This window comes from Psychrobacter sp. C 20.9 (assembly GCF_001921765.1).
GTDB lineage: Bacteria > Pseudomonadota > Gammaproteobacteria > Pseudomonadales > Moraxellaceae > Psychrobacter > Psychrobacter piscatorii_B.
The window spans coordinates 1-16,212 of record NZ_MRYC01000015.1 but is presented as its reverse complement, the minus strand read 5'-3'; the positions used below and the strand labels follow the sequence as shown (position 1 = coordinate 16,212).

Sequence of the window (16,212 nt, the reverse complement as noted above, 5' to 3'; positions counted from 1 at the left end):
TCAATAACGATACGAAATTTTGAAGGGGCATATTTTATAGCAAATAGGGGTCACTAGGAAATACATTTGTCAAAGAGATGCTGTTCGTTATGGCGATATGAACATTTTCTGATGAGAGTAGTGGCATTCTTATGCCTGCAGAGTTATCGCTTTTTCGATTTTCAGACCGCATTTAACCAAGGTTTTTCACTAAAAAAAGACTGACCACTATAGATGACCAGTCTTTTATAAGGTATCGCTTATTTTTTTGTTCAAGATGAGTTTTTATATAAACTCCAATCTAAGCAATCTTATCGAAGAACGCTTTATTGTCAGTAGCTATCATAGAATCGAAGCTTACGTAAATACCTTTATCATCTAGCGTTGCATACCAGTGATCATCATCGCCGCTGGTCAGTATCTGAAAGTATTTGTCATTTACGATTCTACCTACCGTATAGATCTCACCCTCTGAATAGAAATCGTTACCTTTGACACAAAGTAGTTTATCGTCAGTGTTTATTTCATCAGTGTTGGTCATATTAAAGTACTCTATTAACGAAAAGTATAAAAATAGAGCATGAACTCTACTCGTTATGGCGAATACAATTATATAGACAGTATCTTGTTGGTTGGTATAGCGTTTTTAATTGAGTTGTTGCAATTAGTTACTGCAAGATATCATGCTGACAAATAGTATTGAATACAGCTTTTAGTAATCGATTGATACTTACAAGGCATCAAGAAAACTCTAATGTAATGCGAAAGTATTATGATCACATGTATAAAATATCGACATAAAAAAAGCCAGCAACACAAGGTCACTGGCTTTTTTATAGACTGAGTCTAATTATCTAGAAGATTACTCTTCAGAATAATCTTCGTCAGCTTCTTCTTCGTCAGCTGAATCTTCGTTGTTACCATCTTCAGAAAGAATAGTAACTAAGATGCTAGCAGTAACGTCATGGTGTAGCTGAATATCAACATTGTATTCGCCAACTTGACGTAGCGTGCCTTCAGGTAGCTTGATTTCAGCACGGTCAACTTCTAGACCTGAGTTAGTCAATGCTTCAGCAATATCGCGAGTACCGATAGAGCCAAATAGCTTGCCTTCGTCACCTGATTTAGCACGCATGATAACATTAACGTCAGTTAGTGCATCAGCACGCTCTTGAGCAGTAGCGATCTCTTTTGCTTCTTCAGCTTCAAGCTCAGCACGACGTGCTTCGAACTTTTCAATGTTAGCTTTGGTCGCAGGTAGAGCGCGGCCTTGAGGGATAAGAAAGTTACGACCGTAACCTGGTTTTACATCGACAGTTTCACCGAGTTTACCAAGGTTGACGATACGCTGTAACAAAATAATTTGCATGAGTCATTCCTAGTTAGCGGTTAACCTTGATGGTTATCAGTGTATGGAAGTAGCGATAAATAACGAGCTTGCTTGATAGCAGTCGCTAGTTGACGCTGATATTTAGTAGACGTACCGGTAATACGGCTTGGTACGATTTTGCCATTATCACTAATGTACTGTTTTAGCAATTCAACATCTTTATAGTCGATGTGAGTAATGCCTTCAGCAGTGAAACGGCAGAATTTGCGACGGCGATAGAAACGTGCCATGAGTATTCTCCTTTAATTAGTCTTCACTGTTGTCGTTGTCGTCATTATCGTTTTCACGATTGTCTGGACGACGAGTAGTTGCTTTGCGTGCGCGTTTTTCATCGGCATTCTTGGCTAACTGCGACTCTTCAGTGACAGCTTCGTCACGGCGCATAACTAGACTACGAATGATCGCGTCGTTATAACGGAATAATTCTTCAAGTTCAGCCAAAGTCTCGCCGTCAGTTTCGATGTTGAAAAGAACGTAGTGAGCTTTGTGAATCTTGTTGATTGGATAAGCCAATTGACGGCGGCCCCAATCTTCAAGGCGATGGATAGCACCACCGTTGTCTTGAACCAACTTGATATAGCGTTCAACCATGCCGACCACTTGGTCGCTTTGGTCTGGGTGTACAAGTAACACCAGTTCGTAATGTCGCATTATGACTCCTTACGGATTAGTAGCTATTAACCCTATGTTAATAGCAAGGAGATTTATAAGGTAAGCCCACGTTCTTAAAAATATAGTAAGAAATAAGCTTAGTTTATAAAGCGCCGTATTATAACAGTACTTGGCGCTTAACACAAAGGTTAATAACCACGCGGCTGTCAATAAAGTTTCGAAATAATATAATTATTGTATTTACTCAATAAAAAAAGCCGCAATAGTACGCAGCTTTTTTAAGTATAACGAGCTATAAAACCAATAACCAAATTAAAATACTGTTACTCAGATTTTGATTTCTTTACCAGTTGGCTACTGTCTGCTTTGACCACTAAGGTTTTGGCAAGTTTGTCATGCCAACCGATATTTTCAGGGCTTTTTGATGCCATGTAATAATGGATAGCAATAATCACAAAACCCAAAAAGCTAGTAAACGAAAACAGTAAATTATAGATAATAAACAACAGTAACGTACGTGTACCGACCAGCTTGATAAACGAGGGTAGACGATGTGTGGTCTGATCCACAACCCGAATACCAGTGATTACTTTGCCTAGGGATTGACCACGCATGATAATAAATACCAGCTGCAGTGCAAACAAGCCAAAAACCATGACTTGCGACATCATGAGCGTGCTACTAGGAAGGCTTTCCATCAACGACATTGAATATTGATAGGCAGCATCCATATCTTGGATATTTTGAAACTTGGTATAGTCCACATCCATTTTGGTCAATGCCATTACTAATGGCAATATGGCCAATACATACAGTAGCCCATTAAGCGCGGTTGCCAATACGCGTGACATGATTGGCGCAAGTACCACGTTGCCGACAACTTTATCATTGTCTGCAACAGCCTTTTTGAGAGTCGACTTGTTTAATGAGACATTGTTGTGCGGCGTTTGATGACGATTGGTCGTCATATCGGCCTTCACATTTTTAGAACGTTCAGGCTTGCCATATAGTCTATCTAATGATACTGAATTATTATCTTTAGTATTGCTGGTATCTTCAGGGAAGACAGTCACATTATTGATAATAGAATCATTCGCATCAGGAGTAGTAGCACCAGTCGGTCGATAAACCGTTTGATTATTGGTCACATTTCCTACGCGCTGCCACTGATCTAAGCCTTCATGCCAGATTAAATCATCAAGCAATACTTCGCCTGATGCCAGCATGATATTAAGCTGTTCCAAATTGTATGGACCCGCTTGTACGTTATTTCGAGCAAGGAAAATCTGCATAATTGCCTACATAGTTAGTCATATCTTAAGTCACTTTTTCAAGCCACTTTCGCTAATACATTATATTAGGGTCTATTTGAAAAAATCAAATAGACCCTAATGTTAGTATATTAAATGACTCTGTCAATTAACGCTGTGACGTATCGTTACGTCTTATTTCGTTTCTTCGCCAGCTAAGAAGAACCAAGTATCTAACACTGAGTCAGGGTTTAGTGACACTGAGTTGATGCCTTGTTCCATGAGCCAAAAAGCAAGATCTGGATGATCTGATGGACCTTGACCGCAAATACCAATGTATTTGCCTGCTTTGTTACAAGCTTCAATCGCCATAGATAATAGCTTCTTAACCGCAGGATCACGCTCATCAAATAGATGTGAGACGATACCTGAGTCACGGTCAAGACCTAGCGTTAACTGAGTCAAGTCGTTTGAACCGATTGAGAAACCATCGAAGTGCTCTAGGAAATCTTCTGCTAATAGCGCGTTGGTTGGTAGCTCACACATCATGATGACGCGCAGACCATTTTCGCCACGTTTTAGACCGTTTTTCGCGAGTAGCTCGATGACCTCTTTTGCTTCGCCAACGGTACGAACGAATGGAATCATAATCTCAACGTTGGTCAAGCCCATCTCATCACGGACGCGTTTTAGTGCTTTACACTCAAGCTCGAAGCAGTCACGGAAGTTGTCAGACACATAGCGACTGGCACCGCGGAAACCTAGCATTGGGTTTTCTTCTGATGGCTCGTATAATTTACCGCCGAGCAAGTTGGCATATTCGTTTGATTTAAAATCAGACATACGCACGATAACTGGCTGATCCATAAAGGCAACGGCTAGGGTTGAGATACCTTCGACCAATTTATCCACATAGAAATCGACTGGTGAGGCATAACCGGCGATACGCTCATTGATCGCTTGGGCGATTTCACGTGGCAAGCTGTTCATATTTAGTAGCGCTTTTGGATGCACACCAATCATACGGTTGATGATGAACTCTAAACGCGCAAGACCGATACCTTCGTTTGGCATTTGGGTAAATGAGAAAGCGCGATCTGGGTTACCCACGTTCATCATGACTTTGAATGCAAGCTCTGGCATAGATTCAACAGAGTTGGTCTGTACTTCAAAATCAATCTGACCTTCATAAATAAAGCCAGTATCACCTTCAGCACAAGAAACCGTCACGTCTTGACCGTCAACCAATAGCTCAGTGGCGTTACCACAACCAACGATGGCTGGCACACCTAGCTCACGCGCGATAATCGCTGCGTGACAGGTACGACCACCACGGTTGGTGATGATAGCAGAAGCGCGCTTCATAACTGGCTCCCAATCCGGATCAGTCATGTCTGATACAAGAACATCGCCTTCTTCTACTTTGTCCATCTCGTTTAGGTGAGTAACGATACGGACTTTACCTGAACCGATACGCTGACCGATTGAACGACCTTCACACAATACTTTTGCGCCAGTCGTGTCGATGACATAACGCTCCATGACATTGCTGTCTTGACGGCTCTTAACGGTTTCAGGACGTGCTTGAACGATAAAGATTTCACCGCTGTCACCGTCTTTTGCCCATTCGATATCCATCGCGTGGCCATAATGCTGCTCGATCGTGACCGCTTGCTTGGCAAGAGAGGTCAGCTCTTCAGTAGTCAAAGAGAACTGCATGCGATCTTGTTTTTCAACATCGACCGTTTTCACTGATTTTGCGGTGCTGCCTTCATCACCATAAACCATTTTCTTGTGCTTGCTGCCTAGGTTACGGCGAATAACGGCAGGCTTACCATCGGCTAGCAGACGTTTTGAGATGTAGAATTCATCTGGGTTAACCGCGCCCTGTACAACCATTTCACCTAGGCCATAGCTTGACGTGATGAACACGACTTGATCAAAACCACTTTCGGTATCTAGCGTGAACATAACACCAGCAGCACCAGTCTCTGAACGTACCATACGCTGTACGGCAGCAGACAATGCCACGCCTTCGTGCTCAAAACCTTTGTGTACACGGTAAGAGATTGCACGGTCGTTATATAGCGAGGCAAATACTTCTTTAATAGCAATTAGGACGTTATCAATACCGCGAATGTTCAAGAAGGTTTCTTGTTGACCAGCAAATGACGCATCTGGCAAATCTTCAGCAGTCGCAGAAGAGCGTACAGCAACAGCGATGTCTTCGCCGCCGCTCATGGTTTCGAACGCTTGACGTACTTCTTGCTCAAGATCTTTTGGCAATTCTTGCTCGATAATCCAAGTACGGATCTTTTTACCAGTCGCCGCAAGCTTATTAACATCATTGACATCCAATGTGTTTAGCTCGTTGTTGATTTTTTCTAGTAAACCTGTTTCTGTCAAAAAGCGATTGAATGCGTTTGATGTGGTGGCAAAGCCGCCTGGAACACTAACGCCTAAATCAGAAAGATGGCTGATCATCTCGCCAAGTGAGGCATTTTTGCCACCAACCATTTCGATGTCGTCTTTTCCTAGCTGATCAAGATTGATTACAAGTGCTGTAGATTGCGCTGCCATGATAACTCCAGAAAATAAGGTTATTTAGTAAAGATTATAACGGTGAATTATACCGCCATATTAGGAGGAATTCGAGGGGTTTTACCAAAAAACTTGTTAAAAATACACAAATTGTAGGATTTGCTACACAGAGTAAGGCCAGTCTAATCAAGTTTCGCATTTACTCAGATGAAAAATCTCATTGCTAGTGACGATGTTATGCGCTTTCAAAAGCCAATTACTGCATAAAATAGACGTATTCAAATAAGCCATATTTAGAGTATTTCTATAATTTATGTTTCAATCTTATGTTTATATATAGGAAATGCCATAAAAAACGCCTTGATGAGAGGTGGATTGGCTATGACGACAAGATGAAAAACAATGTTGGTGCTAAGTGTATGCCTGTAACATTGATTTCTATTAAGAAGCTAATATGCGTATAATGTAGCGGATAGATAAGTGATGCATATGGCTATATAAATATGCAATAGCAGCGCTGCCATCGTTCTGCATTTAAAAGAGATAAGGCAGCCAAAGTTAGATAAATGCTATTAGATCAATACTAAAAATGAAATGAAGATCATTATTGAGTTTTCAACCGAGGTGTCAACGTTATGTACTCAAGCAATCCATCTGAACAAGTCAAGCCCACTATCCAAAATCGTCATGCGCTAAACTTGGACAGCTCACAAGCCATTAGAACGGCATTTTTTATCTCAGATGGCACCGCAATTACGGCTGAGACCCTCGGACGCGCTATTTTGAGTCAGTTTGCCTCGGTCCCTTTTGAGACAAGAGTGTTGCCATACGTCGATAGCTTAGAGCGTGCCGATGATGCCGTAGAGCAGATCAACATGGCGTATCAACGTGATGGGTCGTTGCCGTTGGTGTTTGATACGATCGTCAATCCAGAGATTCGTGAAAAAATCAATTCAGCACACAGCTGTAATTTGGATATGTACGAAGGGTTGATTGGCCGCGTTGCAGAAGAGACTGGCGTAGAGCCAGATGGTCATTCAGGTCATGCGCATGATGATGTTGATTCTGAGACATATAAAGAGCGTATCGATGCAGTCCATTTCGCCTTAGACAATGATGATGGCGCACGTACTCGTCATTATAATGCAGCAGATATTATCTTGGTGGGTGTGTCACGCTCTGGTAAGACACCGACGTCACTATATCTTGCGTTACAATTCGGTATTCGCGCCGCCAATTATCCTCTGACCGAAGATGATTTGTACGACAATCAACTACCAAAAGCGCTGCGTGACCATAAAGACAAACTGTTTGGTTTGCTCATTGATACCGATCGCTTGGTAAAAATACGCCAAGAGCGTCGTGCAGGCAGTCGTTACTCAAGTTATCAGCAATGCCAGCAAGAACAGCGTGCGATACAAGGGATTTATATTACGCACGGTATCCCAAGTTTGGATGTATCAGAGATGTCTGTTGAAGAAATCGCCACGCGTATATTACAGATGACAGGTCTTAAACGCCGCATTGGGTAATGGACTATTAATTTTATAATATGTAATCGTCATCAAGTTTGTAAAAAGTATATTCATGTCTTATGGTGAGTACAACTTTACTAAGCTGCTTGGATATTAAAAATATTAACTCGTGCACATAGATATTAATAGAGCAAACAATACATAAAGAGGACATGATGGTAAGTAAGAATATAAGTGACGCAACCAATGATACTGGTAAAGACGTCCATACTGAAGTATCGAATAAATCTAATGGTCGTTCGCCCAATCCTGAGCATACTGAAGGTAAAGACACAAAACAGAAAATCGAGCAGACTCATGAGCAGGTCACTGAAGATATCATGCATTACCCTGATCTCATCAACCCGCTTGATGACACTCGTATTGATATCAAATCTGGATTTACCAAAGATTCTCGTCGACTAAAAAGTGACGATCACGAGTATGAGTATGATGCGGTGGTTTTAGGTGCAGGTCCTGCTGGTGAAGCCGCTGCCATGAAGCTGACCAAATCTGGTAAAAGAGTGGTCGTCGTCGATCCGCGTGATCAAGTAGGAGGTAACTCTACTCACGTCGGTACAATTCCTAGTAAAGCATTGCGCCAATCAGTATTTAACTTAATTAACTTCCGTCGCGACCCGATGTTTACCAAAGCGATGGAGTATAAGCAAGTTCCGCTAAATGAAGTATTGGCTAAGGCGCGTCAAGTAATCCGTCGTCAAGTCAGTACGCATACCCGTTTTTATGAGCGCAACCGTATCGAAGTTATTCAAGGTTGGGCAAGTTTTATTGACGCTCATACGCTGCGCATTGAAGTCGACGACAATGTCTACGAAACTATTACTTTCAATAAGGCCATCATTACTGTCGGTAGTCGTCCTTACCGTCCTGATATTTTAGACTTTAAACATCCACGCGTTTTTGACTCTGACAAAATCTTGCAAATGGATTATGTGGTCAAAAAAATCATCATCTATGGTGCAGGGGTGATTGGCTGTGAGTATGCGTCTATCTTTACGGGTCTTGGCTACAAGGTTGATCTAATCAATAACCAAGATCAGCTGCTCAACTACTTGGACAGCGAAATCAGTGATGCGATCGCGCATGACTTTAGACAGTTCGGTGTGCTTATCCGTAGTAATGAAGAGATTGATCATCTCGAGACTCATGATGATTATGTGGTTCTACATTTAAAAAGCGGTAAAAGAATCAAATCAGATGCCATTCTTTGGTCAAATGGTCGCTCAGGTAATACTGAAGGACTGAATTTAGAAGCCATTGGGCTAAAAGCAAATAGCCGTGGTCAGTTAAAAGTAGATGATACTTACTGTACGGACGTCGACAATATTTATGCTGCTGGTGATGTCATCGGTTGGCCATCATTAGCCTCTGCTGCCTATGATCAAGGTCGCTGTGCTGCTGCCTTTATGGTCGGTGATAGTGATGCCGAGCCAGTATCTAGTGTCCCAACTGGTATCTATACCATTCCTGAAATCTCTTGTATCGGTAAAACAGAGCAGGAGCTAACGGATGAGAAAGTTCCGTATGAAGTGGGTCAAGCGTTCTTCAAACATCTGGCACGTGCCCAAATCATTGGTGAACGCTCGGGCGTATTAAAGATACTGTTCCATCGTGATACGTTAGAGATTTTAGGCATTCATTGCTACGGCAACCACGCTTCAGAGATTATTCATATCGGTCAAGCAGTGATGAAGTGTAAGAGCAATAATACGCTTGAGTATTTTGTCAATACGACTTTTAACTATCCAACGATGGCAGAAGCGTATCGTGTGGCTGCGCTTAACGGCTTGAACCGAGTATTTTAATGTTTAAAAATGACTCAAAGTGAAAGTGTCATATGTATAAAAAAGCGCCTGCTAATATTAGCAGGCGCTTTTTTATGCTCATAGATTTAATTAATGTGAAGATTTATAATTAGGCTTTTTTTTGCGGAATACACTTGCGTAAAAATAGCAATAAAACAAAATAGAGCAACCACAAGCCAGCCAATGCATAAAACCCTATGGCGACTTGAGAGATACTTGCACCCATTTGGTTAAGCTGTACAGAGGTGTTGATCGCAGGGGTAGTTGGTACGATCCAGCGTATTACTTGCAAAACTTGGGGCAACTGGTCGGCTGGCCAAGGGTAGCCGCTTAAGAAGAATATCGGTAGGGAGATAAAGATTAAGATCTGCATACTGCGCTCACGCTGCCGGAACCATAGCCCAAGTACACAGCCGAGCGTTGCGACTGTCGGACAAAACAGTGCTAAAAACAATAGCGTTCCGAGCATATTTTGCCCACGTGGATAATGATGTAGCTCAAACGCCCAACCATAATAAAAACAGCCAATGATAAAGCTTAGCGTGCTCAGCGCTGTGATACGTCCGAGCCAACCGCGTACACTCGCAGCATGACGCCGCTGCTCATACCAAGTGCCAATCAGCATGGCGGTCGCCATCAATAGTGTCTGTTGTAAGATAATGACGGAGACGGCTGGTACGACGTAGGCACCGTAGCCTTCAGTTTGATTATAAAGTGGCATGATTTGTAGTGGTACTGCTTGAGCGCTCCGTGCTGCGGTGGGTGCATAAGCGCCTTTCGCGATATTTTTCTTTACCTTGATCCCCGCTGATACGGTACCAACTGCTTTAGAGAATCCCAGTTGGACGTTCTTATTTAAAATAAAGTAGCCGCCATTGCCGAGGACGCTAACATACGCTTGCTGTCCTGACATGACTTGTTCTTCAAGGCCGCTTGGAATCACCATATAGCCTGCAATTTGGTCGGACCATATGGCTTCTTTGGCCGCTTGTTCATTGATAAAGTGCTCAGTATCTAGATATGGACTGGCACTTGCATAATGGGCGAGCGTGCGCGACAAGTTACTATTGTCATGATCAACAATACCCACTGGTACATGGTTGACCACTTCAGTTGAGTAGGGCCAAGGATAGAAAAACCCATAGATAATCGGGGCGATAATCAACATCAAAAGCACGCCTTTATCCCCAAAAACGTCTTTGAACGTTTGAATAAAGCTTGTCCAAAATGTTTGAGATGCTGGAGCGATGGCTGATTGAGGCTCTTTGCGCTTGAGCTTTGATTGTGCGGACATTAGCGTGCTCCCCAACGTTCAGGATGCGCCAATGCGCGTTTGGTCAATAGGGCTGTCAGTAGCATGGCGATGATAGTGGCAAGCGCCAGACCGTAGACAATAGGTACAGAGATAGCAATAGGCGCTTGCATTTGTAACTGAGCAATATGTAGCTTGAGGTAATGTGTCAGTGGCAATGCATTTGACCAGTATTGCGCGCTATCACTAATCGCAATATAAGGAAAGGTCACACCAGCAAAGGCATAAGAAGGCGCTGAAATAAAACCAGTGGTTGACAAACCCATACGCAGTGAAAAGGAGTTCAAAGTAAAAATAGCACCAAGCCAGAATGACAGTATCATCAAACACAATAGGCCGATATATACTGCGATGATTGACCCAATGCTTATATTTTGGTTCGACGTTACAAGCCACAATACCAAAGCCGACCATAAGCTATAGGCCAATATTGGCCAAAAATACTTACCCAATAGACCGGATAGCAATACTGATATACTCACCGAATTGGGCATTTTTGAGTCTGATGATGGTGCAGTGTTGTTGGTGCTATCTTGTGTGGTGTTTAACGCAGCTGCTTTTTTAGAGGATTTAGCCAAGGCTAAGTCAGGTGTACCTGTACTGATAAAGCGATACCAGTGACCAATATTTTTATCGCGCAGCTCGCGACCAATGGTGGTTGCCCCGACGACCATCGCTAATATATGTAGTAGTGCAGGTATGACGGTCGATGCCAAAAACTGCTGATAATCGGTTGCAGCATTGAACAAACTAATACGCTGGATACTGATAGGCGAGTAAGCAGTCATGGCTTGCGACGGCCCTACGCCTTGCTTTACCAATCGTTTGATCTCTACCCCTGCGGATAAGGTGCTAGCAACTGCTTGGACAGCCGTTTGAATAATGCCAGAGTGCGTACCGTACTGGGCGTTTACTTGTAGGATTAAAGGGGCAGGCTTGTTAGATAAAATGTTACGCGAAAAGTCTTCAGGAATGATGACAACCGCATAAATATCACGTTGCAAGATCGCAGCCTCTGCATCCGCTGGTGAATAATAAAGCTGTCTAACCGTAAGCGTAGGACTGGCTTCTAAGTAACGTACGGTAGTATTGGCGACAGCACTATTGTCCTGATCGATCACCCCAATGGGTAAATCGGTGATCTGAGTCTGTGAAAATATCCACCAAATCAGCAGCACTGTAGCTAGTGGTATCCATACCACCATGCTTAAGTCCCAATGGTTTTTGGCTAAAAAACGGCGCTCATAAGCGGCGCTACGTAAAAAAGCCTCACTTAACTTAGTCAAGTGCATGGCTTACTCTTGGTTCTGATTGATAGGATTAATATGCACAACCACACTCATTCCTGAGCGAATACGAGTATCGGGCGTAGATGGTCGTGCTTTGACCTCAAAGGTACGCACATCAAAGCCATCATCATTGTTGGTCGGTCGCCAAGTGGCAAAATCAGATAAGGTCGATGTCGCATAAACAGTGAATTGCTTGCTATAAGGCTTATCTGCTGATGATAATGCGGGAATAGTACCTGTAAATGTCTGACCAATAGCGAACTGGTTTAAATAAGATTCAGTGACATTGAGCACTACCCATTGGTCATTGGTATCCACCAACGTCAGCAAAGGAACGCCTTGACCGATGACTTCTCCAGCACTAACGATGACATTGTCCACAACACCAGCGATAGGGCTCTTTAGATTGGCCTCTTCTTTTGCTGCCAGTGCCTCATCTAACTGGGCATCGACTTGAGCGACTTGAGCGGTAGCCGCTGATTTGTCTTCACTACGAGCGCCTTCTAATGCCAAATCATATTGCAAACGTGCGGCTTCAGTTTGGTCTTGAGTGGCTAGGTATTGGGCATAAGCCTCATCGCGTTTTTGCCGTGCCATCAATCCTTCTTCATATAGACGATTGACACGCTGATAGGTGTTTTCTGCCAAATCAGACGCGGCTTTATTGGCTTGCCAAGCGGCTTTGGCTTGAGCGATCTCTTGCGGGCGTGCCCCGTTTTCTGCTTTGTCCAATTGACTTTGTGCGATTTGCTTACCAGCACGTGCTTGGTTGATCTTGGCGTTAATCTCAGGCGAATCCATCTCAATGAGTTGTTGACCCACCGTAACCGTATCACCTTCTGTCACCATAATGTTAGCAATGCGGCCTGCTACCTTTGCAGCGATAGAGGTTTGCTGCATTTGCATTTGCCCTTGGAGGGTAATGACTTCTGGTTCATTATGCTGATTGCTTTTATATAAACCGTATGCAATTGCGCCAAGAACACCTAATACAAACAGTACGAGCAATATCTTTTTCATACGAGCAGATTTATCAGCTTTTGCGTTGCCACGACTATAAGCGGGTACAGATTGCTCTGGAACGTCAGACCCACTAGATACATTTTCTACTGGATCGACGGAGGCTTTTGTATCTTGAGAGGTCACTGACTCGTTTGAATCAACTGATTTATTTGAGTTGTCTGATTCGTTTGGAAATTCAGTCATGACGGTGTGATTCCTAAAGCAGCAAAGTTGAGAACAAAGGATTTATGATTAGTACACTCGAACAGCATAAGGTTTGGCATTGTCTATGGCTTCAGAATTAAAAATCGCACCAAAAGCAACGATAAAGGCTGAATAATACAGCCAAAGCATAATGACCACCGCCGCTGATAGCGCCCCAAATTCAGCACTATAGTTGTTGAAGTTTTGCACATAAATCGAAAACAGTACGGACAATATAATCCAAAGAATGGTCGCGAGCGTTGCTCCTGGAACCAGTTTTTTTAGTGCAACGGCATCGCGATTTGGTGCTAGGCTATAGATACTTAAAAAGCTTAAAAAGATAATACCCGCCAATACAGGCCATCTGGCCCACAGTGCAACCGTTTCAGCCACTTGAGGGAAGGGGAAGTAATTCGCTGCTACAGGGATAATAGCAATAGAAGACACCGCTATTATCAAGACGACTACTGCACCAAAGGTCAGGCTCACTGCTCGAATCGTACCTTGTATAAAGCTGCGCTCTTGGGTGATATGAAAAGCGAGATTGACAAGGGCAATTAAAGATTTGATGCCTTTGGAACCAGCATAAAGGGCAAGTAAGGTCGATATGATCAGGCTAAATGTCAGCGTGGATTTGGTATTAGAGACCAACTCGCTCAGGCGCGAATTGAGGACTTCGTACACTGTATCAGGTATAAACGGACGCAAAATGGAGATATGCTCCTGCATCTCAACGGGTGAAAATACGAGACCATAAATCAGCACAAATACCGCCATTGCTGGAAAGATGGATAAAAAACCAAAAAATCCGACACTGGCGCAATGTGCCCAAACATTAGTGGTATTCGCAATAGGCCACGTTTGTAGCAAAGTTTGTAGCCAATTATTTATCGATTTGGACGTTGGTTTTTTCATAAAACAGTGATTCACTATAGTTATAGTATGGTTTATTGAGCGTTATTTTTTGATAGCGTCATGCTGATTTGGTATATATCTTCGCTCATTAGCCTTATAACACTTAAAAGTTGAAACGACGACATAGCGCTTATTCGTATACTTTATAAGCTTTCATATACAATCATCATTCAGTGTACAAAGTCGGCAGCTGGATATCAGCGGCATTAAGATAAGCGTTAAAAGCAAGCGGCGTACCGCAGCTTTGCATGAGTGCGGCCAATGACTGTACATAACTGTTGGCAGCTTGCGCTTGCTCAGTACGTGCTTTGAGCGATTGCGTTTGTGCTTGTACCACATCGACTGTGGTATTCACGCCTTCTTGCAATCCTAAGCGGCGCAATCTTAACACTTCTGCAGCCAAATCAACGTTACTTTGTAGCGCTTGATAGCGTGATTGAGCATTATTAACATCGTGCCAGTTTTTTTCTACCAGCAGTAGCAGGTTGTCGCTGACTTCAATCTCAGAAAGATCTGCCTGACGTATTTGAGCATTGCTTGATGCCAATGACGCGGTTTTATCCAGTCCGCCCCATAGCTTCCAACTGGCAGAGATACCAGCGACCCAGCTTGGGTCTTTTTCGAGCTGACCATAACCATATAGCAAGACTGTCGGCTTGTAGCCAGTATCTGATAATGCATGCAACTGCTGAGCCTGCGCGCGTTTGGCGGCGACCTTTTGTAATCCTGGATGATTATTCAGTGCCAAATCCTGAAAATAGCTAACATCCGGTAGGGGACGGCTAGAGACAAATAATGGCGTCGTCGGCTTAATACGATAATCAGTACGTAGCAATCGCTGTAGCGCAATCATAGCTAAGCGCGCGTCGTTATTGGCATTGACGGATTCGCTTTTGGCATCGGCAAGCGCAGACTGTGCTTCTAGTCTATCGACGCGCGAAATAAAGCCTTCTTCAAACAAGCGTTCTGCCATATGATCCGTTTGCTGCAAGGTATCGTAAGCATCCTCACGTAAGTAAGCGGCAATGATCGCCAATTGGGCCTTAAAATACCGTTCAATTAACGTATTATAGAGCTCGTTTTTATCAAGGATGCTATCGGCAACTGCTTCTTGTGTGCGTGCATCTGAGGCGCCAGTCAATGCGTCCGTACGTCCAGCTGTATAAATAGGCCAGACCACACCAAGACCTGCGCCCGTCGTCGATCCTGAGCGCTTAATATTATAAGAGTCTGGAATTCGCTCACCGACCAACTCCCCAAAGTTTGGTAAATCTGGGAGGTCTTCAATCGGAGGAACCGCGTTATCGACGGTATTATTTACTCCGTTGACGATACCGTTTCTAAGAGACGATAGATCTATATCCTCATCAAGATGGTAAGAACTGGCAGAGACGCGCGCAAATACGAGGGGGTTGTCGATGGTTCTGAGGGCCTCAGTTTGGTATTCGCTGGCAGCGATGGCTGCTTGATTGGACGCTATTTTGGGCGAGACTTGAACCAAAAGCTTTTGCGCTTGTTCTAGGCTTAAAAAGCTAGAGACTTCTAATGGATAGCTATTATCCACGGCTTTGTGTGTGATTGGATCGATAAGGGTGTTTAATGCACTGTGCTCAGCATGAGTCTCTGCTAATGTATGACTAGGTGCCATTGCTGTCTGAGCTGTCTGATTATTAATCTGACCATCGGCATCCACAATTTTTGTCACAGTCACCGGTGTCATGTCATCTGATGATTCTATATTATCTGAGCCCGTGCTCGCATAAGTCACTATAGGGCCGCTCATGAGTGCAACTGTCATCATAGCAGTCGGTAGCGCTGATAAAGTGAATTTCATAAGTCACATAAGCCATTAATTAGAATGTAAGGTATTATAAAATAACGGACAGCATTAATAGATTTTATCGCTCAGAATATAAAGCGGTCATACTATTATAAACGATTTGCTAGTAAGCGAATAAATGATGCTGAAATAAAGTATTTGTACTGAAATATCAGAATGCTTTTTAATAAAGTGCGTGCTAATACGAAAGCGCTAAAAATGTATCATTCAAAATAAGGCGTACACTGTATAGCCACAATGGTGACGGGTCAATGCTCAGTATTCTGCTATTCTCTATTGTGTCATCCCTAGCGGTATGATAGAGGTTTGAGCTGTTTTTTAAATATTCGTTTATAAGTAACATCATAGCGAATAAGACGTCTTAGAGTTAACCAATTTAAATTAACGTGCTGTTATTTCTATCATTAGGGCGTGTTGAACATTCGACCATGGCACTGACAGCGACTATTTTTTAGGCGATTCGATGTTAAAAATAATAAGTTTAGTCATTCTAAGCGCTTATTTTTAACGATGAAGCGGCAAAAAAGAGTCCTGTCCC

The 16,212-nt window shown here is 43.0% G+C and carries 13 protein-coding genes; 2 read left to right on the top strand and 11 right to left on the bottom strand.

Features of this window, described 5'->3' with window-relative positions; translation table 11 throughout:
- Nucleotides 1-280: 280 nt before the first annotated feature.
- From BTW00_RS10450 to ppsA, 6 genes are all read right to left on the bottom strand, one after another.
- Nucleotides 281-520 carry a hypothetical protein gene (locus BTW00_RS10450; protein WP_075107364.1) on the bottom strand — a complete coding sequence of 80 codons (240 nt, stop codon included), beginning with the start codon at nucleotides 518-520 and terminating at the stop codon, nucleotides 281-283.
- Between the two features lie 321 nt (nucleotides 521-841).
- Complete coding sequence (rplI, locus tag BTW00_RS10445; RefSeq protein WP_058023828.1) at nucleotides 842-1,348, bottom strand: 50S ribosomal protein L9; 507 nt, start codon at nucleotides 1,346-1,348, stop codon at nucleotides 842-844.
- Nucleotides 1,349-1,368: 20 nt separating this feature from the next.
- Nucleotides 1,369-1,599, bottom strand: coding sequence for a 30S ribosomal protein S18 (gene rpsR / locus BTW00_RS10440; protein ID WP_010198808.1), 231 nt, complete (start codon nucleotides 1,597-1,599; stop codon nucleotides 1,369-1,371).
- A gap of 16 nt (nucleotides 1,600-1,615) precedes the next feature.
- Entirely contained in the window at nucleotides 1,616-2,020 is a 405-nt protein-coding gene (rpsF, locus tag BTW00_RS10435) for a 30S ribosomal protein S6 (RefSeq protein WP_058023829.1), read from the bottom strand.
- A 284-nt stretch (nucleotides 2,021-2,304) separates the two neighbouring features.
- Complete coding sequence (locus BTW00_RS10430; RefSeq protein ID WP_256714053.1) at nucleotides 2,305-3,273, bottom strand: RDD family protein; 969 nt, start codon at nucleotides 3,271-3,273, stop codon at nucleotides 2,305-2,307.
- Between the two features lie 153 nt (nucleotides 3,274-3,426).
- Nucleotides 3,427-5,811 carry a phosphoenolpyruvate synthase gene (ppsA, locus tag BTW00_RS10425; RefSeq protein WP_075107363.1) on the bottom strand — a complete coding sequence of 795 codons (2,385 nt, stop codon included), beginning with the start codon at nucleotides 5,809-5,811 and terminating at the stop codon, nucleotides 3,427-3,429.
- A 596-nt stretch (nucleotides 5,812-6,407) separates the two neighbouring features.
- On the opposite strand from ppsA, the gene BTW00_RS10420 reads away from it, so the two are divergent.
- Nucleotides 6,408-7,304: a pyruvate, water dikinase regulatory protein gene (locus BTW00_RS10420; protein ID WP_075107362.1), complete on the top strand. Its 897-nt coding sequence runs from the start codon at nucleotides 6,408-6,410 to the stop codon at nucleotides 7,302-7,304.
- A gap of 158 nt (nucleotides 7,305-7,462) precedes the next feature.
- A complete protein-coding gene (gene sthA, locus BTW00_RS10415; RefSeq protein WP_075107361.1) occupies nucleotides 7,463-9,112 on the top strand; it encodes a Si-specific NAD(P)(+) transhydrogenase in 1,650 nt (549 codons plus the stop codon).
- Nucleotides 9,113-9,221: 109 nt separating this feature from the next.
- Here the strand turns inward: sthA and BTW00_RS10410 are convergent, their stop codons facing one another.
- The 5 genes from BTW00_RS10410 to BTW00_RS10390 form a co-directional block, all read right to left on the bottom strand.
- Nucleotides 9,222-10,406, bottom strand: a complete 1,185-nt coding sequence (locus tag BTW00_RS10410) for an ABC transporter permease (RefSeq protein WP_075107360.1) — start codon at nucleotides 10,404-10,406, stop codon at nucleotides 9,222-9,224.
- The gene (locus BTW00_RS10405; RefSeq protein ID WP_075107359.1) at nucleotides 10,406-11,716 is read right to left on the bottom strand and encodes an ABC transporter permease; all 1,311 of its coding nucleotides are present in this window, start codon (nucleotides 11,714-11,716) and stop codon (nucleotides 10,406-10,408) included. Before BTW00_RS10405 ends, BTW00_RS10410 begins: the two co-directional genes overlap by 1 nt.
- A 3-nt stretch (nucleotides 11,717-11,719) precedes the next feature.
- Nucleotides 11,720-12,919: an HlyD family secretion protein gene (locus BTW00_RS10400; protein ID WP_075107358.1), complete on the bottom strand. Its 1,200-nt coding sequence runs from the start codon at nucleotides 12,917-12,919 to the stop codon at nucleotides 11,720-11,722.
- Between the two features lie 48 nt (nucleotides 12,920-12,967).
- Nucleotides 12,968-13,834 (bottom strand): YihY/virulence factor BrkB family protein, encoded by an 867-nt coding sequence (locus tag BTW00_RS10395; RefSeq protein WP_075107357.1) that lies wholly within the window; start codon nucleotides 13,832-13,834, stop codon nucleotides 12,968-12,970.
- A gap of 166 nt (nucleotides 13,835-14,000) precedes the next feature.
- Nucleotides 14,001-15,668: a TolC family protein gene (locus tag BTW00_RS10390; protein ID WP_075107356.1), complete on the bottom strand. Its 1,668-nt coding sequence runs from the start codon at nucleotides 15,666-15,668 to the stop codon at nucleotides 14,001-14,003.
- Nucleotides 15,669-16,212 lie beyond the last annotated feature (544 nt).

Coding starts and splice junctions, on each gene's coding strand:
- BTW00_RS10450 (WP_075107364.1), bottom strand. CDS start 520: ATGACCAACACTGATGAAATAAACACTGACGATAAACTACTTTGTGTC.
- rplI (WP_058023828.1), bottom strand. CDS start 1,348: ATGCAAATTATTTTGTTACAGCGTATCGTCAACCTTGGTAAACTCGGT.
- rpsR (WP_010198808.1), bottom strand. CDS start 1,599: ATGGCACGTTTCTATCGCCGTCGCAAATTCTGCCGTTTCACTGCTGAA.
- rpsF (WP_058023829.1), bottom strand. CDS start 2,020: ATGCGACATTACGAACTGGTGTTACTTGTACACCCAGACCAAAGCGAC.
- BTW00_RS10430 (WP_256714053.1), bottom strand. CDS start 3,273: ATGCAGATTTTCCTTGCTCGAAATAACGTACAAGCGGGTCCATACAAT.
- ppsA (WP_075107363.1), bottom strand. CDS start 5,811: ATGGCAGCGCAATCTACAGCACTTGTAATCAATCTTGATCAGCTAGGA.
- BTW00_RS10420 (WP_075107362.1), top strand. CDS start 6,408: ATGTACTCAAGCAATCCATCTGAACAAGTCAAGCCCACTATCCAAAAT.
- sthA (WP_075107361.1), top strand. CDS start 7,463: ATGGTAAGTAAGAATATAAGTGACGCAACCAATGATACTGGTAAAGAC.
- BTW00_RS10410 (WP_075107360.1), bottom strand. CDS start 10,406: ATGTCCGCACAATCAAAGCTCAAGCGCAAAGAGCCTCAATCAGCCATC.
- BTW00_RS10405 (WP_075107359.1), bottom strand. CDS start 11,716: ATGCACTTGACTAAGTTAAGTGAGGCTTTTTTACGTAGCGCCGCTTAT.
- BTW00_RS10400 (WP_075107358.1), bottom strand. CDS start 12,919: ATGACTGAATTTCCAAACGAATCAGACAACTCAAATAAATCAGTTGAT.
- BTW00_RS10395 (WP_075107357.1), bottom strand. CDS start 13,834: ATGAAAAAACCAACGTCCAAATCGATAAATAATTGGCTACAAACTTTG.
- BTW00_RS10390 (WP_075107356.1), bottom strand. CDS start 15,668: ATGAAATTCACTTTATCAGCGCTACCGACTGCTATGATGACAGTTGCA.